Here is a 22,776-nt window from a genome sequence, read left to right as displayed (position 1 = left end):
TTGCCTATGAATGTCACCTTGCGCCAATTGCGGGCCTTCACCGGCGTGTACCGGACGCGCAGCATCACGCGGGCCGCCCGCGAGCTCGGGATCACGCAATCGGCGACGAGCCTGTTGATCCAGCAACTCGAAGCCCAGCTCGGCGTCAAACTGTTCGACCGCTCCACGCGCTCGGTGCAGCCGACGCTGGCCGCCGACGAGGCGTTCCACGCCGCCGAACGCATGCTGAGCGATGCGCAAGGCCTGTCGCGTCGCATGCGTGACCTCGCGCAGGCCCGCGCCGGCCGCGTCGCCTTTCTCGCCTCGGCCGGTACCGCATCGGCGCTGCTGCCTCCGGTGCTCGCGAAATTCCGCGCCAGCCATCCCGACATCGAGATCGACATGCGGGATGTCGCCGCCGACGATCTCGTGCCGCGCCTGAGCACGACCGATGCGGAATTCGCGATCGGCAGCGTGGAAGGTGAATTCGCGGAGATGACAGTCGAGACTCTGACCCGCGGCCGCCTGAGCGCCATCGGCCGCCGCACGGCGGACTTCGCCGCGCGCCGTTCCCTCACATGGGACGAGCTGGCGCAACTGCCGACCATCGCGATGCGCCGCGAGAGCCGGATCCGCATGCAGATCGATCAGGCACTTAGCGCGCAGGGTAAGCGTCTCGATCCGACCTATGAGGTGACGCTGATCAACACCGCGCTCGCCATGACGGCGCAGGGCCTCGGCCTCGCCATCCTTCCCGCCACGATGCTGCCGGCCGACCAGTTTCCGACGCTGATCGCAAGACCCCTCGTGCGCCCCGCCCTCACGCGCCCCGTGTCGCTGCTGCAGCGTCAGGGCCGGACGCTGTCGCCGGCGGCGCAGGCGTTTGTGACAACGGCACGGACGGTCCTCGCGCAACCGCCGGGACCTGGAACGGCGCAAGCAAGAGCGCAAAAATAGAAACTATGCCTTTCCTTCATTTCTATTTTAATCTCAATCGAGCGAGGTCAGTTTGAGGGCGCAACCAAGGAGCTCTCGTCATGACCAAGCAATCGAGCGAGACGCACGCCGAAGACGTCAGGCCCTCCACAAGCGACGACCCAAAGCTCATCGCAACGTTGTTGAAGCGCAATGTCGCGGAAGTGTTCGGCGAGAACAATCCTGACCGCCGCAGGGCAGCGATCCGCGACCTCTTCGCTGAGGATGCAGCCGTCCATGCTCCTCCCGGCGTCATCGTCGGACACGACGCACTCGACAAGTTCGCAGGCGATCTTCGCAGCCTGCATCCCGACTACGTCTACACGCCATCAGGAGAGCCTCAAGTCGTGCACGATTCAGCTCGCTTGGCCTGGGGTTCAGGCCCCAAGGGCGAGCCACCGCGCTACACGGGCGAGGATTTCATCCTCGTGCGGAACGGCAAGATCGCAGCGCTCTACATCTACCTGAATTCTCCGCCCGTCTGATCTCAATAAAACAGATTCCCACACGGCAACGAACACGTCGTGTCGTCGTCATGCGACTTCAACCAAGCACAGGAGTGACTACAATGGATACGACCCGTTATGCTTCTTTCATCGGCCGACTGCTGATCGGCCTTCCCTTCGCCATGAGCGGTTTCGGCAAACTTGCCGCGTATGGTGCGACGACCGCCTACATCGCCTCCGCCGGATTGCCCGTACCACCGCTTGCTTATGCGATTGCCGTTCTCGTTGAACTCGGTGGCGGCCTGCTGCTGATCGCGGGTTATCAGACACGCGCGGTTGCGCTGGCGCTGGCGGTGTTCTCGGTGGCAGCAGCGATCTCGTTCCACAACAACTTTGCCGACCAGAATCAGATGATCCATTTCCTCAAGAACGTGATGATGGCAGGCGGGCTGCTTCAGATCGTCGCCTTCGGCGCCGGCGCGCTCAGCCTGGACGCGCGCTTCCTCCACAACAGCGGTGGCGTCGCGGGAGTCGCACACGCGCGTTGAACGGCATTGATCACGGAAGACCCGTCGTCATCGGCGGGTCTCCTGTCATGTTCGACGCAAGTTCCGAGAGGGCATGGTCGCCTGGGCGGCATCGAGAGCCTGGCATCCAGAAAAGACCCGTCTTCAGGAGTTTTCTCGATTCGGGTCATGACGGCGGAGAGGGAGGGATTCGAACCCCCGATAGGCTTGCACCTATGCCGCATTTCGAGTGCGGTGCATTCAACCACTCTGCCACCTCTCCTGAAGGCGCCATATAGGAGCTGCGGCCCCTGTGGTTGGGGGCGTTAATAGGCGAGGATGGCGGGCCAGACAAGGCGCGAAAGGGGAAAATCCGCTGCCTCTTTTTGCCCCCGTGCCTCGCCCCGGAGGAACTGCCATGGAGCACCTGACGATCCGCGCCAACGGCGCAAACTTCCACGTGGTGCGCGCCGGACAAGGAAAACCGCTGCTTTTGCTGCATGGATGGCCGGAATTCTGGCTGACCTGGGAGCCGGTGATCTCAAGGCTTTCGGACCGCTTTACCCTGATCGCGCCTGACCTGCGCGGTTTCGGCGACAGCGACAAGCCGGACGGGCCCTTTGGGCCGGAGGGCCATGCGGCCGACATGCTGGCGCTGATGGAGGGGCTCGGCATCGACCGATTCGGCCTGGTCGGCCACGATGTCGGCGGCGCCGTGATGCAGCCGCTGGCGCGGCAGGCGCCGGAGCGGCTCGCCGGGCTGTTCTTCTTCGATTTCGTCTATCCCGGCATCGGGCCGCGCATGGCGGCGCCTGATCGGCTCAATCACATCTGGTACCAGTCCTTCCAGCAGATGGAGATGGCGCCGGCGCTCATCGGTGCAAGCCGCGACAACTGCCGGCTCTATATCAGCCACTTCCTGAAGGGCTGGGCGCATCGAAAAAACGCCTTCGACGACGTCCTCGACGCCTTCGCCGACAATTTCTTCAAGGACGGCAATCTCGCCGGCGGCTTTGCGCATTATCGGGCCTCGCATGCCGGCCGGGTCGCGATGATGAAGGGCGAAGCACCGAAGCTCCCGCCCATCGACGTGCCGACCTGCGTGCGCTGGGCCGAGCACGATCCGCTGTTTCCCTTTGCCTGGACCGATCGGCTTGGCGAGACCTTCAGCACGCTCGATCTCGCGATGTTTCCCGGCGTCGGCCACTTCCCGCATCGGGAATATCCGGATCGCGCGGCGGCGGAGATCGCGGCGTTCTTTCAGCGTGTCGGCTGGAGCTGAGAGATTTCTTGTTTTGACGCGTTTTCCTGGCGCGAACCGGTGTCCACTTCGCTCGAAAACGCTCTGAAAAAACGGGGTGGGACCGCCAGACGCGGTAAACACTGGCGGTCCCGTGCCGCTCATTGCAATTCTGGCCGTGAAGGGCGGCTTCGCCGGCCAGGTGAAGCGACGATTCGACCCTAGCGTGCAGCCCGCGCCAGGCAACGCAATCCGGTCCTTAACCTAACCGATCAAGGTTACTCCTTGTCGTTCTTACCTTTTTTCTTCCCGTTCTCCGTAGAATCCCTGTCCTTGCGGCGATTTGTGAAGCGGGCATTGCCGAGCCCGGTGCCGATGGTCAGCACGCCCCAGCGCTCGACATCCTGCATGAACGGCACCTCGGAGAGGCCCTGAACCACGCCGTCATTGTGCATCAGGATCGCGGTGTCGTGCTCGCCGATGACGGGGATGCCCTCGATCAGGCTCGCCGGCAGGTTGAACTTGCTGCTCTCCCAATTGCCCGGCAGGTTCTGCGCGCCCTTCTCGATCGAGCCGTCCGCGTTGATCACGCCGGGACAGGCGATGCCGATGAAGGGCGCGAGCTTGAAGCCGTCGGTCTCGGCCTCGGTGATCAGCCCTTTCAGCATCTTCGTCAGCCGCTTCACCGCGCCCTCGCGCGTCGGCTCGTCGTCGGCATGACGCCACAGCTCGGACTTCACGACCTTGGCCTTCGAGAGGTCCTTGGCCTTCTTCCAGTTGGTCTCGACCAGACCGCAACGGATGTTGGTGCCGCCAATGTCGACGGCGAGGATGCTGTCATGGGCCTCGAAGATCCAGGACGGCGCCAGATGCAGCGCGCCGAGCAGGCCGGCTTCATCGGGATGATGGCGGATCGGCTGCAGATCGATCTTGAAATCCTCGGATTTCAGGATGATCTCGGTGCGCGCGATCGCGAGCTCGCCCAGCCTGGAATCGCGAAAACCGCCGCCGACCACGATGCGCTCGGTCTTGGCCCAGGCCTTGGTCTTGAGGAAGCGCCGGGTCACGTAAGCGAGTTCCTGCGCAAAGTCCTCGATCGCGCTGTGCACCACCGCGGAGGCCTCGGTGTCGTCGCCGACCAGGATCGCGTCCAGCGTCTTCTTGCTGATGTTCTCCGACGGCTCCTTGCCGAACGGGTCCTCGCCGGTCTTGCGCAGCGGCTTGCGCCACCGGTCGAGGATGTCGCGGAAGGCGCCCTTGCTGGCGCGGTCGCCGAGGAAGCCGTCCTCGTCCTTCATCTCGATGTTGAAGCTGTCGACATCCACCGACGGCAGCCGCTCGGCGCCATGATGGGCGATGCCCGTCGTCTTGACCAGTTCGTCCGTTGCCATGGGAGCCCTTGCCCGCTTATCTGTTCCGACGGACTAACTGCGGGGGAACCGGTTTGTTGCAAGGCCGGCCGAGATTCGACGGCAGGCCGCCGGCGCGGCCAAATCCTTCAAATCCGGGCCATTTTCGGCGGTTTTCCTTGACTTGCGGCTGCTCGCCGCTATAAGTCCCACAGCTGGCGCGGGGCGTTTCTCGCGCCACTTGTTTTTGCGTGGGTTTTCAATGGGATAACTCCCACCCGCACAAAACGCAGATAAACCCATAGCGACTGACAAAAAGCCGACCCGGACGATGCTCGTCCCGAGGCCGGGATTGAACACGGAGAAAGAACGATGTTCGCAGTCATCAAAACCGGCGGCAAGCAATACCGCGTCGTCCCGGATGATGTTCTCGAAGTTGGCAAGATCGAAGGCGAAGTCGGCTCGATCGTGCAGTTGAATGAAGTTCTGGTGCTCGGCGGTGACACGCCGGTGCTGGGTGTCCCGACGGTCGCAGGCGCGTCCGTTGCGGTCGAGGTGCTCGACCACAAGCGCGGCCCCAAGGTCATCGCGTTCAAGAAGCGCCGCCGCAAGAATTCGCGCCGCAAGCGCGGCTATCGCGACGAGATCACGGTCCTCCGCATCTCCGAGATCCTGGCGGACGGCGCCAAGCCCACCAAGGGCCCGCGTCCGAAGAAGGAGAAGGTGGTGAAGGAAGCCGCCGAATAACGGGATTTGATCACGCCAATTCACGAATTGATGCGTGAGAAATCGTGAAATGATTCCGTCAAGGAATTGATCTAGAAATACGCAGGATTTCGGAGACGAGCCATGGCTCACAAAAAAGCAGGCGGTTCATCGCGTAACGGACGCGATTCGAAGGGCAAGCGCCTCGGCATCAAGGCGTTCGGCGGGGAGATCGTCACTCCCGGCAACATCATTGCGCGTCAGCGCGGCACCACCTGGCACCCCGGCCTTAATGTCGGCATGGGCACGGACCACACTTTGTTCGCCAAGGTTGAAGGTCGTGTTGCGTTCCAGGCCAAAGCCAACGGCCGCACCTTCGTATCGGTGCTCCCGATCGCAGAGGCGGCTGAATAGACGGCGGATCAAATTGGAGTCCGCCGGGTCCTACCAAACCGGCGGAGTCCCAGAGATCAAGAGATCGAAGGCTCCAAGGGGAGGCGGGAAACCGGCCTCCCCTTTTGTTTGACTTGCTCACTTTGACTTAGTGACTTTCACGGAGCCGGACATGTTGCAGGATTTCTCGAGCGCGACCTTGCAGGAGGCGAGACCTGATGTCGTCGCCACCGAGCGGCTGACCTTGCGGCGACCGACACTCGCCGATGTCAGGACCATCGCCCGGCTCGCCAACGACCGCCGCGTCGCCGAGAACACGCGCCGCCTGCCGCATCCCTATTCGCAGGACGACGCCGTCGAGTTCATCCGCGCCACCGCCGAGCTCGGCAGCGAGACCGTGTTCCTGATCGAGCACGACAGCGGCCCGGTCGGCATGGTCGGGATCGACTGCTCGAAGCCCGGCAATGCCGAGCTCGGCTACTGGCTCGGCGTCGAGCATTGGGGCCAGGGCTTCGCCACCGAAGCTGCGCGCGGGGCGATCGACTTCTTCTTCGAGGAGTACGAGGACGACCATCTCCATGCCGGCGCCCGCGTCACCAACCCGGCCTCGCGCAAGGTGCTGGAGAAGTGCGGCTTCCAGTGGAGTGGCGTCCAGCTGCACCGCTTCCTGGCGCTGGGCTCCTCCACGCCCGTCGACTACTTCCGTCTCTCCCGCGGCGTCTGGGCGTCGCTGAAGAGCTGGAGCAGTGCGCGGCGGGTGAGGTAGGCGGAGGCCGCGCCTCACTCTCCAATGTCGTCCCGGCGCAGGCCGGGACGACATTCGATTCGTGGTTAGGCCGGCGGATTCACCTGCTCGCTCTGCCGCCCCAGATCCCGCTCCCGCAGATAGATATAGAACCCGGCGCCGATGATGATCGCCGCGCCGACGATCGTCGCGATCGAGGGGACATCCCCGAACACGACGAAGCCGAAGATCACGGCCCAGACGATCATCGAATATTGATACGGCACCACGACGCTGGCCGGCGCCAGCTTGAGCGAGCGGTTGACGCAGAACAGCGCGGTCACCGAGATCAGCCCGGCCAACGCGAAGATCACGAGGCTGCCCGCCGTCGGCGGCACCCAGTGGAATGCCGAGAGCACCGCGCCCAGCGAGAACGTGCCGATGAATTGCGAGGACGCCATCACGATGTCGGGCGTCTTGCGCAGGCTGCGGGTGATCAGCATCAAGGTCGCGAAGGACAGACTGCCGCCGAGCGCGATCAGCGCCGGCAGGCTGACGGTCTGCGCCGACGGCCGCAACGCGATCAGGACGCCGCAGAAGCCGATCAGGATCGCGGTCCAGCGCCGCCAGCCGACCTTCTCGCCCAGAAAGATCGCCGACATCGCGGTGACGAAGATGGGGCCGGCGAGATAATAGGTGATGACGTCGGCGAGCGGCAGATAGACCGTGGCGAGGAAGAAGGCGGCGACCTCGAGCGTCGAGAGCACGACGCGAAACAGCTGCAGGCCCGGCCGCTCCAGATGCAGGAACTGGTGGCGCTGCTTCCAGATCAGCGGCGACAGCAACAGCAGCGCCGCGCAGGCGCGCAGGAACAAGAGCTGCCCCACCGAATAGGTCCCGACCAGGAACTTGCCCATGGCGTCGCCGAACGAGAACATGAAGATCGACAGCACCATCAGCGCGATGCCGGCCAGGCGCGCGGAGCGGTCGTCATAGGCGGAGAGATTCTTGAAGAAGGGCATTGGCGCCGTTTTAGTTGCGTGGACGCGCGGGACAAGCCCGCCACCGCCGAATTGAACGGATTGTCGCACTCTTCGCATCGCGGTAGCGATAGAGGGCGCACCGAGAAAAGAGCCGTGACATGACCGATTTCGATCCGACGCAGCATCGCATGATCCCCACGCAACGCTGGTTTGAGGATTTCGTGGTCGGCGAACGCTTCGTGCTGCCGAGCCGGACCCAGACCTCCGCGGTGTTCGCGGCATTCCAGACCGCGAGCGGCGACACCCATCCCGTGCATTACGACGTGGAATATTGCCGCAGCCGCGGCATGCCGCATCTGCTCGCCCACGGCTTCCAGACCCTGATCCACACCGCGCCCGGCGCCGGCCTGTTTCCGTTCATGGTCGAGGACTCCCTGGTCGGCTTCCTCGAGCAGTCGAGCCGGTTCCTCAAGCCCGTCTACGCCGACGACACCATCTATCCCGCGCTCGAGGTCACCGGGCTGGTGCCGGGACGCACGACGGGCGTGGTCACGCTAGGGAGTACCGTGTTCAACCAGCGCAAGGAGCTGGTGCTGGAAGGCATGCAGAAATTCCTGATCCGGCGGCGGCCGGAATAGCGGGGCCGTCTCGCGCGAGCGGAGCAGGCCGCCCCCTTGTGAACCACGGCGGAGAACGTGCCGACAAACCCCGTGCACGCTCCGCCCGCACACGAAGGCCCGCGATGGCACTGCTTCCGCCCTGCTCCGAGACATTCAAGCGTTCGCTGCAGCGCGCGACGTCCGCCACGCGAGCGAAAGGCTGCACGCATCCAGGCCCGCAGGATTTGCTGATTGCGTTGATCGAGGACGAGGACGCATCGCCGGTGATGCAGGCCTGCGGCATCGACCTGACGCGCTTGCGTCGGGATATCGAGTCCGAAGGCGCGACGGACCCGACGACGGGCCTCGGTCACGTGCTCCAGCTTGCCTTCAACGAGGCACAGCTGTCCGAACGGACGGTCGTGACCGGCGCCGACATGCTGGTCGAGCTGTTCGCCGAGCCGGTCGGGCGCTTCCTTCTCGCACAGGGCGCAACCCGCTACGATGCCCTGGTTTATCTGAGCCATGGTATCGCCAAGGGCGCGATTGCGGATGTCGAAGCCGACAGCGGCGATGCGCCTTATCTGGAACTCGTCCTGCTCAATGACTCCTACACACCGGCGGAGTTCGTAACCTTCGTTCTCGAAAACGTCTTCGGGATGAGCCGCGAGCGCGCCACCGCGATCATGTTTTCCACCCACGCGCGCAAGCGCGGCTCCTGCGGGATCTTCCCCCGCGCCGAGGCTGCCGTCCTTCGTGAAAAAATCCAGAATCTTGCAGCGGCCCGCCAGCATCCGCTTCGCTGCGTCCTGCTGCCAGCCGGCGATGCGCCGGACCAAGACCGACCATTGCCAAATTGAGGCAAGAGCGGGATCGGGAGTTAAGCAAGGGTCGAAATTCGCAGGATTTCGGCCGATTTGCGGGTAAGTCCGGGTTGCCGGGCGTGCCCGGCTGGCCTACCTATGGCCCATGAAATTCCTCGACGAAGCAAAGGTCTATATCCGCTCCGGTGACGGCGGGAACGGCTGCGTGGCGTTCCGCCGCGAGAAGTTCATCGAATTCGGCGGTCCCTCCGGCGGCAATGGCGGCCGCGGCGGCAATGTCATCATCGAGGTCGCCGACGGGCTGAACACGCTGATCGACTACCGCTACCAGCAGCACTTCAAGGCCCAGAAGGGCGAGAATGGCATGGGCTCGGACCGCCACGGCGCCAACGGCAAGAACATCGTGCTGAAGGTCCCCATGGGCACGCAGATCTTCGACGAGGATCGCGAGACGCTGATCCACGACTTCACCAAGGTCGGCGAAAAATTCGTGCTGGCCGAGGGCGGCAATGGCGGCTTCGGCAATGCGCATTTCAAGTCGTCGACCAACCGCGCGCCGCGCAACGCCAATCCCGGCCAGCCCGGCGAGGAGCGCTGGATCTGGCTGCGGCTGAAGCTGATCGCAGATGCCGGCCTCGTCGGCATGCCCAATGCCGGCAAGTCGACCTTCCTGTCCAAGGTCAGCGCGGCGCGGCCCAAGATCGCCGACTATCCCTTCACCACGCTGCATCCGCAGCTCGGCGTCGTGAACGCCGACGGCCGCGAGTTCGTGCTCGCCGACATTCCCGGCCTGATCGAAGGCGCGCATGAAGGCACCGGCCTCGGCGACCGTTTCCTCGGCCATGTCGAGCGCTGCCGCGTGCTGCTGCATCTGATCGACGCAACCTGCGAGCACGCCGGCAAGGCCTACAAGACGGTGCGCAAGGAGCTCGATGCCTATGGCGGACAGCTCACCGACAAGATCGAGATCGTCGCGCTGAACAAGATCGACGCGGTCGAGCCGGACGAGCTCAAGAAGCAGAAGGACCGGTTGAAGCGCGCCGCCAAGAAGACGCCGCTGTTGATCTCGGGTGTCACCGGTCAGGGCGTGAAGGAAGCCTTGCGCGCGCTCGCGGACGTGATCGGCGAGAGTCCGGTCTCCGCCAAGGCGAAGAGCGCGGCGGAAGCGGAGCCGTGGTCGGCTTGATTGTCGTCCCGGCGAAGGCCGGGACCCATAACCACCGAATGTGATTTGGCGAAGACTGGTCATTGCCGGCTCACGTCATAACTTCCGCTGCGGAGTATGGGTCCCGGCCTTCGCCGGGACGACACTGAATGTGTGGCGCGACCTCTCTCAACAGTTGTCTTCACTGGCGCGATATCGCAGCATCAATCACTCAAGAAACGGCAGGGATAACGCATGGCGCGCGCGAAAAACGTTCTCTGGATCATGTGCGACCAGCTTCGCTATGATTATCTCGGCTGCACCGGTCATCCCACGCTGAAGACGCCCAACATCGACGCCATGGCGAGGCGCGGCGTGCTGTTCTCGAAGGCGTATGTGCAGTCGCCGATCTGCGGGCCGTCGCGGATGTCGTTCTACACCGGGCGCTACATGCGCTCGCATGGCTCGCATTGGAACGGCTGGCCGCTGCGCGTCGGCGAGCCCACGCTCGGCGATCATCTCAACAAGATCGGCGTGCGCAACGTGCTGGTCGGCAAGACCCACATGGCGCCCGACCTCGAAGGCATGAAGGCGCTCGGCATCCCGCCGGAATCGATGATCGGCGTACATGTCACCGAATGCGGCTTCGAACCCTATGAGCGCGACGACGGCCTGCATCCGACCGGACGGCCGCGCCCGAAATACGATGAGTATCTGCGCAGCCAAGGTTTTGAAGCCACCAACCCCTGGGAGCACTGGGCCAATTCCGGCGCGGCCGAGGACGGCTCGCTGCAGAACGGCTGGCTGCTGGTGCACGCCGACAAGGCCGCGCGCGTGCCGGACGAGCATTCCGAGACGCCCTACATGACACGGCGCGCGATGGATTTTATCAGCGAGGCCGAAACCGATGGGCGGCCGTGGTGCCTGCACCTGTCCTACATCAAACCGCACTGGCCCTACATCGCGCCCGAACCCTATGCGAGCATGTATTCGACCGATGACATGATCCCGGTGATCCGCTCCGAGCGCGAGCGGCAGAATCCGCATCCGGTGTTCGGCGCCTATATGGACATGCGCTACTCCCGCAACATGGCGCGCGACGATGCCCGCGAAAAGGTGATCCCGACCTATATGGGCCTGATCACCCAGATCGACGACCAGATGGGCGTGCTGATGAAATTCCTGGAGGAACGTGATCTCCTGGAAACCACCATGATCGTGTTCACCTCCGATCACGGCGACTATCTCGGCGATCACTGGATGGGCGAGAAGGACCTGTTCCACGAGCAGTCGGCCAAGATCCCGCTGATCATCATAGATCCCTCCAAGGAAGCCGACGCTACGCGCGGCACACGCAGCGACGCACTGGTCGAAGGCATCGATCTCGCGCCGACCTTCGTCGATTATTTCGGCGGCAAGGTGCCGGGCCACATCCTCGAAGGACGCTCGCTGCTGCCGCTGCTGCGCGGGCCAACGCCGGGCGATTGGCGCAAGGTGGCGTTCTCGGAATACGACTATGCGATGCAGGATGTGCGGCTGAAGCTGAACCAGCCGATCGAGCGTTGCCGCCTGTTCATGGTGTTCGACGGCCGCTGGAAATACATCCACGCCTCCGGCTTCCGCCCGATGCTGTACGATCTCGAAACCGATCCGCAGGAATATGTCGATCGCGGCGACGATCCAGAATGCGCCGGCATCATCGCGCGGTTGCAGGCCGAGCTGTTCGACTGGGCGCTGCATCCCAACGACCACATCACGACGCCGCGCGAGAAGATCGCGGCCTATGCGGATAATCAGCTCCAGGTGAAGGGTGGGGTTCTGATCGGCATCTGGGACGAGAAAGAGCTCGCGGCGATCAAGGACGGCATCGCCCAGCGCGCGAAGATGTAGACCCTCATGGCGAGGAGGCGCGAAGCGCCGTCTCGAACCATGAAGGCCCCGCTGCCACAGCCGGGCCTTTCATCCTTCGAGACGCGCGCAAGAGCACGCTCCTCAGGATGAGGGGATAGAGCCCGCGGCCAGCTAGCGATCAACCACGCGCCCTTCAAATTCAGGCTTACCTGGCACCAGAAAGAGTCGATACCACTCAATATCCCTCCGCTCGGCAATTTCGGCATCCGAGAGTTTCGCGGTTTCGCCAAGGCTCGACTGATCGATCCCGAGATTTTGCGCCGCCGCGTAGACGGCATAATCGCCGCACTCGACTTCTGCGGAGAGTGCCGGATCATGATCGATCACCGACATGACGTGGATCCGCCCGCTTCCGGAATGGAAATGCACGCACGTGATTCGCTGCCATTCTTCCGATGAAGGTGGCAGATCGCTCGACACGAGCTCAACCCAATGGTCATTGAGATCAGCTTCGGTGTTAATCATCCGAAACGCAGGCACGCCGGCAAAACCTTGCTTTGTTTTCTCCGCGTCCCAGTTCTCTTCGCTTCCAAGGGGCCTGAACGGATCGTCACACACGACGATCTGATAGTGGCTTGCAAATACGCGCGCTGCACCGAGTAACCGCTGTGTCATGGCCCCGCAAACCAGATTCAATTCTCGATCTTATATCCCGTCGCCTTCACGATCGGCTGCCAGAACGCCGTGTTGGCAGCCAGCTCCTTGGACAATCCCTCCGCATTGCTGCCGACCGGGATCAACCCGATCGCGGTGAGCTTCTCCTTCACCTCGGGCTTGGCGAGTGCCGCGCTTGCGGCGGCGCCGAGCTTGCTCGCAAATTCCGGCGGACTGCCGGCGGGGAGCCACATGCCGTACCAGGCGTCAGCAACGAGATCGATGCCGCTCTCCTTCAGCGTCGGGACCTCCGGGGCGAAAGGCGATCGGTCCGCGCTCGAGACCGCGATGATCTTCACGCCCTTGGCACGATGCTGCGGCAACGCATCCGCCAATGTCGTGATGCCGAACGAGATATGGCCGCCGACGAGGTCGTTGAGGATCGGTGCGCTGCCGCGATAGGGCACGCGGGTCAGGGGAATGCCGAGGTCCTTCTCGAGCCTGGAGCCCATGAAGTGCGGAATGGTGCCGTTGCTGGGAACGCCGAACGAGGTCTTGTCCGGATGCGCCTTCAACCAGCCGACGAATGCTTTGAAGTCCGTCGCATCGATCCCCGGGCCGATCACGACGGCGAATTCGAATCGCGCCAGCAGCGACACTGGCATGAAATCCTTGTCCGTGTCGAAGCTCGGCGTCGCCTCGACCATGGGCAGCAGATACATGGTCGGCCCTGTCGTCACCAGCACCATGCTGCCGTCGGGGCTCGCGCCCTTCACCGCCTTGATGCCGATCAGGCCGTCGCCGCCGGTACGGTTCTCGACCACCATGGTCCGCTGCAGCACCGGGGCCATCTCCTGCGCAATCAGCCGGCACAGCGTGTCGCCGCCCGCTCCGGCTGCAAACGGGAAGATGATTTTCGTCAGGCCGGCCTGCGCTTGCGCCTCGCCCAGCTGCGCCAGCAGCGGCAGGCCGAGACATCCGGCCATGAACTTGCGACGATCCATACGTTTCCCCTCCAGACCATTTGATTGGCGGCATTAGAACCGCACTGCCGTCCGAAACAAGGCCAAAGACAAGCCCGACCCGCGCCGTTTACCATCCGACCCGCCTTGCGCCGGCCATCGTCCTGCTGCAAAAGCAGGCCTTACCGGCGCCGCCCCTCGCTCCGCCGTTTCCAACGCAGAGCAGTCAGTCACACACGCGCCGACACATAGACACATGGCCAGCCCCGAACTCAGTCAATTCCGCCGCATCGTCGTCAAGGTCGGCTCCGCGCTGCTGGTCGATTCCGACAAGGGCGAGGTGCGGGCGTCCTGGCTCGCTGCGCTCGCCGACGACATGGCCAAGCTGCACAAGGAAGGGCGCGACGTCCTCGTGGTGTCCTCGGGCTCGATCGCGCTCGGCCGCAGCCGGCTCAAATTGCCGCGCGGTCCGCTGAAGCTGGAAGAGAGCCAGGCCGCCGCTGCCGTCGGCCAGATCGCGCTGGCGCGGATCTGGTCGGAGGTGCTGGGGGCCCACGGCATCGATGCCGGCCAGATCCTGGTCACGCTGCAGGACACCGAGGAGCGCCGCCGCTATCTCAACGCGCGCTCCACCATCGGCAAGCTGCTGGAGTGGCGCGCCATTCCCGTGATCAACGAAAACGACACGGTCGCGACCACCGAGATCCGCTATGGTGACAACGACCGCCTCGCCGCGCGCGTCGCCACCATGGCGAGCGCCGATTTGCTCGTGCTGCTGTCCGACATCGACGGGCTCTACGACGCCCCGCCAAAGAACAACCCGAACGCCAAGCTCATTCCCGTCGTCGACAGCATCTCCTCGGAGATCGAGGCGGTGGCAGGCGATGCAGAGTCCGAGCTGTCGCGCGGCGGCATGCGCACCAAGGTCGAGGCCGCCAAGATCGCGACGACCGGCGGCACCCACATGCTGATCGCCTCCGGCAAGATCGAGCATCCCCTGCAGGCGATCGCCGATGGCGGCCGCTGCACCTGGTTCCTGACGCCCGCCAATCCCATCACCTCGCGAAAGCGCTGGATCGCGGGCACGCTGGAGCCGAAGGGCACGCTGACGATCGATGCGGGCGCGGTGACCGCGCTGCGCGCCGGCGCCAGCCTGCTGCCGGCCGGTGTGATCAAGGTCGAGGGCCAGTTCGCCCGCGGCGATGCCGTGATCGTGCGCGGCCCCGACAGCAGCGAGATCGGCCGCGGCCTGATCGCCTATGACGCTGAAGACGCCGAACGGATCAAGGGCCGCTCCTCGCCGGATGTGATGGCCATCCTCGGCATCAGCGGCCGCGCGGAGATGATCCACCGCGACGATCTGGTGGTGGGCGGGTAGGCCGAACGTGCGCCGGCTACTGCATGTCTTCGGCGCTGATATCCTGCCTGCCGTGCATAACGCGGATAATCTCGACGCCGTCCGGTAACGGAGCATAGAAGATCACATAATTGCCGACCGGGAAGCTGCGCAGGCCAGTCTTCAACTCCCGGCGTTCCCGCCCTGCGAGCGGATTCTCCCGGAGCATTTCGAATATCTCGCCGATGCGCGCGATCTGCTTGTCGGCGGCCCGGACACTGTTTGAAGCAATGAAGTCCCAGATCGAATCGAGATCGAGGTCTGCTTGCGGGGCTTTGCGAAATCTATTTGCCACGTTTGCGCGCGGCCAAACGTTGCCGTCCCCGCGCCTTGATGTCGTTCATCCATTCCTGGACATCGACCTCCTCCATCGGCCCGCTGTCAAAACCCTTCTGGATCTCCTCCCGCAGCGCCTCCAGCTTGAGCTTGCGCCGCTCCTCGCGCTCCTCGACGAGGCGCAGGCCTTCGCGCATCACCTCGCTCGCGCTGGCATAGCGGCCGCTCTCGACCAGAGTGTCGATCAGATCCTCGAAATGCTTGCCGATGCTGTAGCTGCTCGCCATGGGACGGCTCCGTTATCAAAATATGATACTTATTGATATTTGGGTATCCCGCAAGGATGCCCCATGCCTTCAGCGCGACCGGGCCATTGGCCGACCCGGCGGCGCGAACCGGGCCCCTGCCATACCCGCCCCGCCCTTCGCAAGAGCGGGATTTCCGTGCTAGGACACCGCCTTAGCAGAAGGTTGAACCCCCATGGCCGCCCCCCTCAAAGCCGTTGACGGCAATGCCGATCTTCAGGCGCTGATGTCCGATCTCGCCACCCGTGCCCGCGCTGCCGCGCGTGTGCTGGCGCTGGCGCCGCCGGAGCAGAAGAACCGGGCGCTGGAAGCCATGGAGCGGGCAGTCCGCGCCAACGCGGCCGCGATCCTTGCCGCCAATGCCGAGGACGTCGCCGAGGCCCGCGCCTCCGGCAACATGACCTCCTCCTTCATCGACCGCCTGACGCTGACGCCGGCGCGGGTCGAGTCGATGGCCGAAGGCGTCGGCATCGTACGCGGCATCGCCGATCCCATCGGGGTCGTCACCGAGAGCTGGCAGCGGCCGAACGGCATGACCATCGAGCGCGTGCGGGTGCCGCTCGGCGTCGTCGGCGTGATCTTCGAGAGCCGTCCCAACGTTGCGGCGGACGCCGGCGTGCTCTGCCTGAAGTCGGGCAATGCCGTGATCCTGCGCGGCGGCTCGGACAGTTTTCGCTCGTGCCGCGCGATCCATGACTGCCTGGTGCAGGGTCTGCGCGAAGCGGGCCTGCCTGAAGCTGCGATCACGCTGGTGCCGACGCGTGACCGCGCGGCGGTCGGCATGATGCTTTCAGGGTTGAACGGCGCCGTCGACGTGATCGTGCCGCGCGGAGGCAAGAGCCTCGTCGCGCGCGTCGAGCAGGAGGCCCGCGTGCCTGTCTTCGCGCATCTCGAAGGCGTCAACCACGTCTATGTCGATGCCAGCGCCGATCTCGCCATGGCGAAGTCGATCGTGCTCAACGCCAAGATGCGCCGCACCGGCGTCTGCGGCGCGGCCGAGACGCTGCTGGTCGATCGCGCGGCCGCCGGCAAGAGCCTGAAGCCGCTGGTCGAGATGCTGCTGGATGCCGGCTGCGAAGTGCGCGGCGACGATGCCGTGCAGAAGGCCGATGCACGCGTCAAGCCTGCAAACGACGAGGATTGGGACACCGAATATCTCGAGGCGATTATCGCGGCGAAGGTGGTGGACGGCGTCGACGGCGCGATCGCGCATATCCAGAACCACGGCTCGCATCACACCGATGCCATCGTGAGCGCCGACGAGCGTGCGGCGAAGAAATTCCTGAGCGAGGTCGATTCCGCGATCGTACTGCACAACGCCTCGACGCAGTTCGCCGATGGCGGCGAGTTCGGTTTCGGCGCCGAGATCGGCATCGCCACCGGTCGCTTCCACGCCCGCGGCCCGGTCGGCGCCGAGCAACTCACGAGCTTCAAGTATCGCGTTCACGGCACCGGGCAGACGCGGCCGTAAGCAACGTTGCAAGGCGCGGGGCATTGAGCAACAAATTCGTCGTGCCGCGTTTTGTGGCGCAAGCGGTCCCGCCCCACACGGAGGGCATGCGCATCGGCCTGCTCGGCGGCTCGTTCAACCCGCCGCATCAGGCGCATCGCGCCATCAGCCAGTTCGCGCTCAAGCGATTGCAGCTCGATCGAGTCTGGTGGCTGGTGACTCCAGGAAATCCGCTCAAGGAGAACGGCAATCTGCGCGAGCTCGGCGAGCGCATGCAGACCGCGCGCGACGTTGCCGACGATCCGCGCATCGAGGTGAGCTGTCTCGAATCCGTCATTCGCACCCGCTATACTATCGACACGATCAACACCTTGCGCCGCCGCTTCTCCGGCCTGCGCTTTGTCTGGATCATGGGCGCCGACAACCTCGCTCAATTCCACCGTTGGCAGGACTGGCGGCGCATCGCCGGCCAGGTGCCGATGGCGGTCATCGATCGCCCGCCGCAGAGTTTTCGCGCCCTCGCCTCGCCCGCCGCCCAGGCGCTATCTCGTTACCGTCTGCCGGAGAACAAGGCAGCGCTGCTCGCGGACCAGTCGGCGCCGGCCTGGGTGTTCCTGACCGGATTGAAGCTGAATCTGTCCTCGACGGGCTTACGGAACCCGGACGGGAGCTGGAAAGGTACGAAGTGAGACGGAGTGTGCCGGCTTCGTGGGGGATGTTGGCCTCTCTGGCATATTGAAACCCTTAACCCCACATGATGTAGTGTCACCCGTGAGTGCCGGATTCGGCCCTCGCGATACAGTGAAAGGAATGGTCCCTGGCCACATCTGTATTGTCCAAGTCTGTTTTACCCAAGGTTGCTAAGCCTACGCGTAAAACATCGACCAAAGCTGCGGCCTTGAAGGCGCAACCCGACGCCGACAAGACGCTGAGCCTGATCCTCTCCCGCCTCGAGGATATGAAGGCGGAAGAGACGGTCACCATCGACCTTCGCGGCAAATCGGCATACTCCGACTACATGATCGTCACCACCGGCCGGGTGAACCGGCACGTCGGTGCGATCGCGGAGAACGTGACGAAGGGCCTCAAGGAAACCGGCATCAAGAACATCCATGTCGAGGGCTTGCCCAATTGCGACTGGGTGCTGATCGATTCCGGCGATGTGATCGTGCACGTGTTCAGACCCGAGGTCCGCGAGTTCTACAACCTTGAGCGGTTGTACACGCAGGGCCCAGGGGCGGCGAAGGCGATCTAGAGGCTGACGAAGCCGATTTCGAATCGGCTGACGCGCATGTTAGCGTCGTGCGCGCGCGGAATGCGCGCGGTCTCGAAAACACGACCCTGAAACATCATGCGCGTTGCTGTCATTGCGGTGGGCCGGCTGAAGCAGGGCCCCGAACGGGAGCTTGCCGACCGCTATTTCGAGCGGTTCGACGAGGTGGGCCGCAAGCTTGGATTCCGCGAGCTCAGCATCCACGAAATTCCCGAAAGCCGCGCGCGCGACACCGCGACTCGGATGACTGAAGAGGCCGCGGCGATCTCGGCGCATATTCCGGAAAAATCCATCCTGGTGGCACTGGACGAGCGTGGCCAGAATCTCGACTCTACCGTATTCGCACGGCATCTCGGGCGCTGGCGAGACGAGGGTGCAGGACATACTATCTTCATGATCGGAGGGGCGGACGGACTTTCGCCCGAATTGCGCCGTAAGGCCAAGCTCGCGATCGCGTTCGGCTCTGCGACCTGGCCGCACCAAATGGTCCGCGTCATGCTTCTGGAACAGCTATATCGGGCCGCCACCATCCTGGCCGGCCACCCCTATCACCGCGCGTGATCCGCGCCACAACGAGCACCTTTGCCTAAAGCGATGCGAGCGCCCGTCCTCAACCTGCTGATTGCAAGCCTCGCAGGCGCAAACCTCGCAGGCACAAGCCTCGCGCAAGCTCAGACGGCAGCGCCGGCGCCCCAGACCGCGGCCGTCTCGCCCGACGCCATCAAGCAGCGCGAGCAGGAGCTGGAAGCTGCGCGCGCGAGGCAGAAGAGCGCGGAGGAAGCGCAAGCCAAGCTCAAGGCCGAGATCACCGCGCTCGGCCAGGACCGCACCCAGCTCAATCAGCAGCTGATCGACACAGCCGCCAATGTGCGCAGCGTCGAGACCAAGATCGACGAAGCCGAAACGCGGCTGAAGACGCTGAACGGCCGCGAGCAGCAGATGCGCTCCTCGCTCGATTCGCGCCGCGCCGACATCGTCGAGGTGCTGGCGGCGTTGCAGCGCGCCGGCCGGCGCACGCCGCCGGCGCTGCTGGTGCGCCCCGAGGATGCGCTGCAATCCTTGCGCACGGCGATGCTGCTCGGCGCCGTCGTGCCGGAATTGCGCGGCCGCGCGGAGAAGATCGCAGGCGAGCTCGGCGAGCTCGTGGCCCTGCGCAAGAACATCGCGAGCGAACGCGACCAGCTCGCCGCCGACCGTGACAAGGTCCGGAGCGACCAGACCCGCCTCACCGCGCTGATCGACGAGCGGCAGCGCCAGCAGGCGGCGCGCGAAAAGGACCTCGACGCCGAAAGCTCGCGCGCGATCGCGCTTTCAAGGCAGGTCGGCGATCTCCAGGGGCTCATCACCAAGATGGAGCAGGACCTGCAGAGCGCCGCCAAGGCCGCAGAGAAGGCCGCCGAGGCGGCAAGGCAGGCCGAGGCCAAGGCGGCGGCAAACGCGGCCGCCAGCGCCAAATCCGGCCCCGCCGCTTTCAAGGACCGGTCCCGGACCACCCCCGCGATCGCCTTCGCCTCGGCCAAGGGCCTCCTGCCGCTTCCGGTTAACGGTAACAAGATCAGGGACTTTGGCGGTTCCGACGGGGTCGGCGGTGTCCAGAAGGGCATTTCGCTGGCGACAAAGCCCGGCTCCCAGGTCACGACGCCGTGCGATGGCTGGGTTGTCTATGCCGGGCCGTTCCGCAGCTATGGACAACTCTTGATCCTCAACGCCGGGGGCGGGTATCATGTCCTGATCGCCGGGATGGAGCGCATTTCGGTCAACATCGGACAGTTTGTGCTCACGGGGGAGCCTGTCGCGACCATGGGATCGACCTCTCAAGTCGCCTCCATTCTCGCCACGAACGCGAGTCAACCTGTGCTGTATGTCGAGTTCCGTAAAGACGGCACTCCAATCGATCCAGGCCCATGGTGGGCCGCAAATGAAGGCGAGAAGGTTCGCGGATGATGCGCAAGACTTCAGTAATCCTCCTCAGCGCGGCCACCGGTGCGGCGCTGACGCTGTTCGTGACCCAGCCGCGCGCGGTGTTCATGGGCTCCAGCGCGCGAGCCGCCACCGCGGACACCTATCGCCAGCTCAATCTGTTCGGCGACGTGTTCGAGCGCGTGCGCTCCGATTATGTCGAGAAGCCCGACGACACCAAGCTGATCGAATCCGCCATCAGCGGCATGCTCACCGGCCTCGATCCGCATTCGAGCTACATGGACGCCAAGAGCTTCCGCGACATGCAGGTGCAGACCCGCGGTGAGTTCGGCGGCCTCGGCATCGAAGTCACGATGGAAGACGGCCTGATCAAGGTGGTCTCGCCGATCGACGACACGCCCGCTTCGCGCGCCGGCATCATGGCCAACGACATCATCACCAATCTCGACGACGAGGCGGTGCAGGGCCTGACCCTGAACCAGGCGGTCGAGAAGATGCGCGGTCCGGTCAACACCAAGATCAAGCTCAAGATCATCCGCAAGGGCCAGGACAATCCGCTCGACGTGACGCTGGTGCGCGACAACATCCGCGTCCGCTCGGTGCGCGCGCGCGTCGAGGCCGACGACATCGCCTATATCCGCATCACCACCTTCAACGAGCAGACCACCGAAGGCCTGAAGCGCGAGGTCGCCAACCTCTCGAATCAGATCGGCGACAAGCTGAAGGGCTACATCATCGATCTCCGCAACAATCCGGGCGGCCTGCTCGAGGAAGCGGTGACCGTGTCCGACTCGTTCCTGGAGAAGGGCGAGATCGTGTCGACCCGCGGCCGCAATGCCGAGGAGACCCAGCGCCGCACCGCGCATGCCGGCGACCTCACCAAGGGCAAGCCGGTCATCGTGCTCGTCAATGGCGGCTCGGCCTCGGCGTCGGAAATCGTCGCCGGCGCGCTGCAGGACCACAAGCGCGCGACCATCGTCGGCACGCGCTCGTTCGGCAAGGGCTCGGTGCAGACCATCATCCCGCTCGGCTCGGGCAACGGCGCGCTGCGCCTGACCACGGCGCGCTACTACACGCCGTCGGGCAAGTCGATCCAGGCCAAGGGCATCGTGCCCGACATCGAAGTGCTGCAGGACGTGCCGGACGAGCTGAAGTCGCGCACCGACACCAAGGGCGAGGCTTCGCTGCGCGGCCATCTCAAGAACGACGGCGACGAGAAGACCGGCTCGCAGTCCTACGTGCCGCCGGATGCCAAGGACGACAAGGCGCTCAAGCTCGCCGACGACCTGCTCCACGGCATCAAGAACAGCGCCTCCGCCGCGCCCACCCCGGGTGCCGACAAGGCCGCGACCGACAAGCCCAAGGCGGCGAACTAAGTGGCTGCGAACTAAGTCGGCGCATCAAGCAATCTTCCGAAAAGGGCGGCTCCTCGAGCCGCCCTTTTTGCTTGGAACTCCTGTCGTCCCCGGCCTATCCCGGCCTGCCGCCGCTTGACCGCGCCGTGGTATCGTCGGGATCAGTGATTCGGGATCGGGCATGACTGAAACGGCCGATGATCTGAGCGCCCCGCTCGGACAGGACAAGCCGCGCCGCAAGCGCCGGCTGCGGCTGCCGTTCACCGCCATGCAGCTGCTGGCCGTGCTGCTCGGGCTGTTCCTGGTTACCTTTGCCGGCTTCGCCATCTTCAACAAGGACCCGCTCGGCGGCGAGCCGATGACGCGGATCGCGATCCGCGAGCCCAAAGTCACGGACGAGAAGCCGGCAGCCTCCGGCCAAGGCTCGGAGAGCAAGCCAGAGGGCAAGCACGAGACGGCGCCGAAGCAGGCCGCCCCCGGTGAGCAGAAGACCGTCACCATGATCGACGGCTCGACCGGTGCGCGGCGCGACGTGGTGATCGGCGCCGGCGATGCCGCCGACAAGGGCGAGGCGGCGTCCGCCTCGCCGCCGGTGATGGCCGGGATCGATCCAAAGCTGCTGGAGAAGTCGCGCTACGGCATGATCCCCGTGGTCGCCGGCGACCTGAAGCCGTTTAACGTCTATGCGGCGGATGCCGACCGCGCCAAGGCCGCCAGGATGCCGGTGGTCGCCATCGTGATCGGCGGCCTCGGCGTCGGCGCCGCCAAGACCACCGACGCGATCATGAAGCTGCCGCCGGCGGTGACGCTGGCCTTCACGCCCTATGGCGCCGATCCCGGCAAGCTCGCCGAGCGGGCGCGGGCCCAGCGCCACGAGATCTTCCTGCAGATCCCGATGGAGCCCTACGATTTCCCGGACAACGATCCGGGGCCGCAGACGCTGCTGACCTCGCTCAGCCCCGACCAGAACATGGACCGCCTGTACTGGCACCTCAGCCGGATGCAGGGCTATGCCGGCCTCGCCAATTTCATGGGCGCCCGCTTCATCGCGACCGAGCCGGCGATGCAGCCGATCATCCGCGAGGCGGCCAAGCGCGGCCTCGGCTTCTTCGACGACGGCTCCTCACCGCGCAGCATCGCGTCGCAGGCCGCGGCGAATGCGTCGATGCCGTTCGGCAAGGGCGACATCGCGATCGACGTGGTGCCGACCCCGACCGAGATCGACCGCGCCCTGAGCAAGCTCGAATCGACCGCCCGCGAGCGCGGCGTCGCCGTCGGGACCGCCTCGGCCCTGCCGGTCTCCATCGAGCGCGTCAGTGCCTGGACCAGGACATTGGGCGACCGAGGTATCCTTTTGGTGCCATTGACAACCGCGATGCTGAAATCAAAATCCAGCTAAATCAACGGATTGGTACGGCACGGGTCGCGCGGGACCGGCATGCCCACCAAGTGCAGGCAAGAGGTCTG

General features: G+C 64.6%; 25 protein-coding genes and 1 tRNA gene. 19 read left to right on the top strand and 7 right to left on the bottom strand.

Annotated elements, in window-relative coordinates:
- The first annotated feature begins 6 nt into the window (after nucleotides 1-6).
- The 3 genes from JQ603_RS33675 (at nucleotide 7) to JQ603_RS33665 (ending at nucleotide 1,948) form a co-directional block, all read left to right on the top strand.
- Nucleotides 7-936 carry a LysR family transcriptional regulator gene (locus JQ603_RS33675; RefSeq protein WP_212346557.1) on the top strand — a complete coding sequence of 310 codons (930 nt, stop codon included), beginning with the start codon at nucleotides 7-9 and terminating at the stop codon, nucleotides 934-936.
- Nucleotides 937-1,016: 80 nt separating this feature from the next.
- The gene (locus tag JQ603_RS33670; protein ID WP_212346554.1) at nucleotides 1,017-1,439 is read left to right on the top strand and encodes a nuclear transport factor 2 family protein; all 423 of its coding nucleotides are present in this window, start codon (nucleotides 1,017-1,019) and stop codon (nucleotides 1,437-1,439) included.
- Between the two features lie 83 nt (nucleotides 1,440-1,522).
- Nucleotides 1,523-1,948, top strand: a complete 426-nt coding sequence (locus JQ603_RS33665; protein ID WP_212346550.1) for a DoxX family protein — start codon at nucleotides 1,523-1,525, stop codon at nucleotides 1,946-1,948.
- 154 nt (nucleotides 1,949-2,102) lie between these two features.
- Here the strand turns inward: JQ603_RS33665 and JQ603_RS33660 are convergent.
- Nucleotides 2,103-2,189: transfer RNA gene (locus JQ603_RS33660), tRNA-Ser, on the bottom strand.
- A gap of 135 nt (nucleotides 2,190-2,324) precedes the next feature.
- On the opposite strand from JQ603_RS33660, the gene JQ603_RS33655 reads away from it, so the two are divergent.
- Nucleotides 2,325-3,188, top strand: coding sequence for an alpha/beta fold hydrolase (locus JQ603_RS33655; protein ID WP_212346547.1), 864 nt, complete (start codon nucleotides 2,325-2,327; stop codon nucleotides 3,186-3,188).
- Between the two features lie 236 nt (nucleotides 3,189-3,424).
- Here the strand turns inward: JQ603_RS33655 and JQ603_RS33650 are convergent, their stop codons facing one another.
- Nucleotides 3,425-4,537, bottom strand: coding sequence for an ROK family protein (locus tag JQ603_RS33650; protein ID WP_212346544.1), 1,113 nt, complete (start codon nucleotides 4,535-4,537; stop codon nucleotides 3,425-3,427).
- Between the two features lie 330 nt (nucleotides 4,538-4,867).
- Here JQ603_RS33650 and rplU point away from each other — a divergent pair, with 330 nt between their 5' ends.
- The 3 genes from rplU to JQ603_RS33635 all read left to right on the top strand — a co-directional run bounded on the left by rplU (nucleotide 4,868) and on the right by JQ603_RS33635 (nucleotide 6,359).
- Nucleotides 4,868-5,242 (top strand): 50S ribosomal protein L21, encoded by a 375-nt coding sequence (gene rplU, locus JQ603_RS33645; RefSeq protein WP_063684958.1) that lies wholly within the window; start codon nucleotides 4,868-4,870, stop codon nucleotides 5,240-5,242.
- A gap of 102 nt (nucleotides 5,243-5,344) precedes the next feature.
- Complete coding sequence (gene rpmA, locus JQ603_RS33640; protein WP_018643862.1) at nucleotides 5,345-5,614, top strand: 50S ribosomal protein L27; 270 nt, start codon at nucleotides 5,345-5,347, stop codon at nucleotides 5,612-5,614.
- A gap of 151 nt (nucleotides 5,615-5,765) precedes the next feature.
- Nucleotides 5,766-6,359: a GNAT family N-acetyltransferase gene (locus tag JQ603_RS33635; protein ID WP_212346540.1), complete on the top strand. Its 594-nt coding sequence runs from the start codon at nucleotides 5,766-5,768 to the stop codon at nucleotides 6,357-6,359.
- A 65-nt stretch (nucleotides 6,360-6,424) separates the two neighbouring features.
- On the opposite strand, the gene JQ603_RS33630 is transcribed toward JQ603_RS33635, so the two are convergent.
- Entirely contained in the window at nucleotides 6,425-7,339 is a 915-nt protein-coding gene (locus JQ603_RS33630; protein ID WP_212346537.1) for a DMT family transporter, read from the bottom strand.
- 119 nt (nucleotides 7,340-7,458) lie between these two features.
- Here JQ603_RS33630 and JQ603_RS33625 point away from each other — a divergent pair, with 119 nt between their 5' ends.
- From JQ603_RS33625 to JQ603_RS33610, 4 genes are all read left to right on the top strand, one after another.
- A complete protein-coding gene (locus JQ603_RS33625; protein WP_212346534.1) occupies nucleotides 7,459-7,938 on the top strand; it encodes a MaoC family dehydratase in 480 nt (159 codons plus the stop codon).
- Nucleotides 7,939-8,156: 218 nt separating this feature from the next.
- Nucleotides 8,157-8,759, top strand: a complete 603-nt coding sequence (locus JQ603_RS33620; protein ID WP_212346531.1) for an ATP-dependent Clp protease adaptor ClpS — start codon at nucleotides 8,157-8,159, stop codon at nucleotides 8,757-8,759.
- Between the two features lie 109 nt (nucleotides 8,760-8,868).
- Entirely contained in the window at nucleotides 8,869-9,909 is a 1,041-nt protein-coding gene (gene obgE / locus JQ603_RS33615; RefSeq protein WP_212346529.1) for a GTPase ObgE, read from the top strand.
- Nucleotides 9,910-10,122: 213 nt separating this feature from the next.
- Entirely contained in the window at nucleotides 10,123-11,757 is a 1,635-nt protein-coding gene (locus JQ603_RS33610) for an alkaline phosphatase family protein (protein ID WP_212346527.1), read from the top strand.
- 132 nt (nucleotides 11,758-11,889) lie between these two features.
- Here JQ603_RS33610 and JQ603_RS33605 read toward each other — a convergent pair whose 3' ends face one another.
- Together JQ603_RS33605 and JQ603_RS33600 are read right to left on the bottom strand one after the other, a co-directional pair.
- Complete coding sequence (locus JQ603_RS33605) at nucleotides 11,890-12,393, bottom strand: hypothetical protein (protein WP_212346525.1); 504 nt, start codon at nucleotides 12,391-12,393, stop codon at nucleotides 11,890-11,892.
- Between the two features lie 17 nt (nucleotides 12,394-12,410).
- Entirely contained in the window at nucleotides 12,411-13,376 is a 966-nt protein-coding gene (locus tag JQ603_RS33600) for a Bug family tripartite tricarboxylate transporter substrate binding protein (RefSeq protein WP_212346522.1), read from the bottom strand.
- Between the two features lie 214 nt (nucleotides 13,377-13,590).
- Here JQ603_RS33600 and proB point away from each other — a divergent pair, with 214 nt between their 5' ends.
- Nucleotides 13,591-14,712, top strand: coding sequence for a glutamate 5-kinase (proB, locus tag JQ603_RS33595; RefSeq protein ID WP_212346520.1), 1,122 nt, complete (start codon nucleotides 13,591-13,593; stop codon nucleotides 14,710-14,712).
- A gap of 16 nt (nucleotides 14,713-14,728) precedes the next feature.
- Here the strand turns inward: proB and JQ603_RS33590 are convergent, their stop codons facing one another.
- Both JQ603_RS33590 and JQ603_RS33585 read right to left on the bottom strand, forming a co-directional pair.
- Nucleotides 14,729-15,025, bottom strand: a complete 297-nt coding sequence (locus JQ603_RS33590) for a type II toxin-antitoxin system RelE/ParE family toxin (RefSeq protein WP_212346518.1) — start codon at nucleotides 15,023-15,025, stop codon at nucleotides 14,729-14,731.
- On the bottom strand, nucleotides 15,015-15,293 hold the full coding sequence (locus tag JQ603_RS33585; RefSeq protein WP_157286469.1) for a type II toxin-antitoxin system ParD family antitoxin: 279 nt from the start codon (nucleotides 15,291-15,293) through the stop codon (nucleotides 15,015-15,017). Before JQ603_RS33585 ends, JQ603_RS33590 begins: the two co-directional genes overlap by 11 nt.
- Nucleotides 15,294-15,486: 193 nt before the next feature.
- Between JQ603_RS33585 and JQ603_RS33580 the strand changes: the two genes are divergently transcribed.
- From JQ603_RS33580 to JQ603_RS33550, 7 genes are all read left to right on the top strand, one after another.
- Nucleotides 15,487-16,782: a glutamate-5-semialdehyde dehydrogenase gene (locus JQ603_RS33580; RefSeq protein WP_212346516.1), complete on the top strand. Its 1,296-nt coding sequence runs from the start codon at nucleotides 15,487-15,489 to the stop codon at nucleotides 16,780-16,782.
- A 23-nt stretch (nucleotides 16,783-16,805) separates the two neighbouring features.
- The gene (locus JQ603_RS33575; RefSeq protein ID WP_212346512.1) at nucleotides 16,806-17,450 is read left to right on the top strand and encodes a nicotinate-nucleotide adenylyltransferase; all 645 of its coding nucleotides are present in this window, start codon (nucleotides 16,806-16,808) and stop codon (nucleotides 17,448-17,450) included.
- Nucleotides 17,451-17,659: 209 nt separating this feature from the next.
- The gene (gene rsfS, locus JQ603_RS33570) at nucleotides 17,660-18,016 is read left to right on the top strand and encodes a ribosome silencing factor (RefSeq protein ID WP_018643875.1); all 357 of its coding nucleotides are present in this window, start codon (nucleotides 17,660-17,662) and stop codon (nucleotides 18,014-18,016) included.
- 96 nt (nucleotides 18,017-18,112) lie between these two features.
- Nucleotides 18,113-18,595, top strand: coding sequence for a 23S rRNA (pseudouridine(1915)-N(3))-methyltransferase RlmH (gene rlmH / locus JQ603_RS33565; RefSeq protein WP_212346510.1), 483 nt, complete (start codon nucleotides 18,113-18,115; stop codon nucleotides 18,593-18,595).
- A 33-nt stretch (nucleotides 18,596-18,628) separates the two neighbouring features.
- Nucleotides 18,629-19,978, top strand: a complete 1,350-nt coding sequence (locus JQ603_RS33560) for a murein hydrolase activator EnvC family protein (protein ID WP_212346508.1) — start codon at nucleotides 18,629-18,631, stop codon at nucleotides 19,976-19,978.
- On the top strand, nucleotides 19,975-21,330 hold the full coding sequence (locus tag JQ603_RS33555) for a S41 family peptidase (protein ID WP_080137445.1): 1,356 nt from the start codon (nucleotides 19,975-19,977) through the stop codon (nucleotides 21,328-21,330). Before JQ603_RS33560 ends, JQ603_RS33555 begins: the two co-directional genes overlap by 4 nt.
- Before the next feature lie 160 nt (nucleotides 21,331-21,490).
- Nucleotides 21,491-22,708 carry a divergent polysaccharide deacetylase family protein gene (locus JQ603_RS33550; RefSeq protein ID WP_212346506.1) on the top strand — a complete coding sequence of 406 codons (1,218 nt, stop codon included), beginning with the start codon at nucleotides 21,491-21,493 and terminating at the stop codon, nucleotides 22,706-22,708.
- Nucleotides 22,709-22,776: the final 68 nt, after the last annotated feature.

This window comes from Bradyrhizobium liaoningense (genome assembly GCF_018130825.1).
In the GTDB taxonomy this organism is placed as follows: Bacteria; Pseudomonadota; Alphaproteobacteria; order Rhizobiales; family Xanthobacteraceae; genus Bradyrhizobium; species Bradyrhizobium liaoningense_B.
The sequence above is the reverse complement of the archived record's forward strand: the minus strand, read 5'-3'. Positions and strand labels throughout refer to the sequence as shown.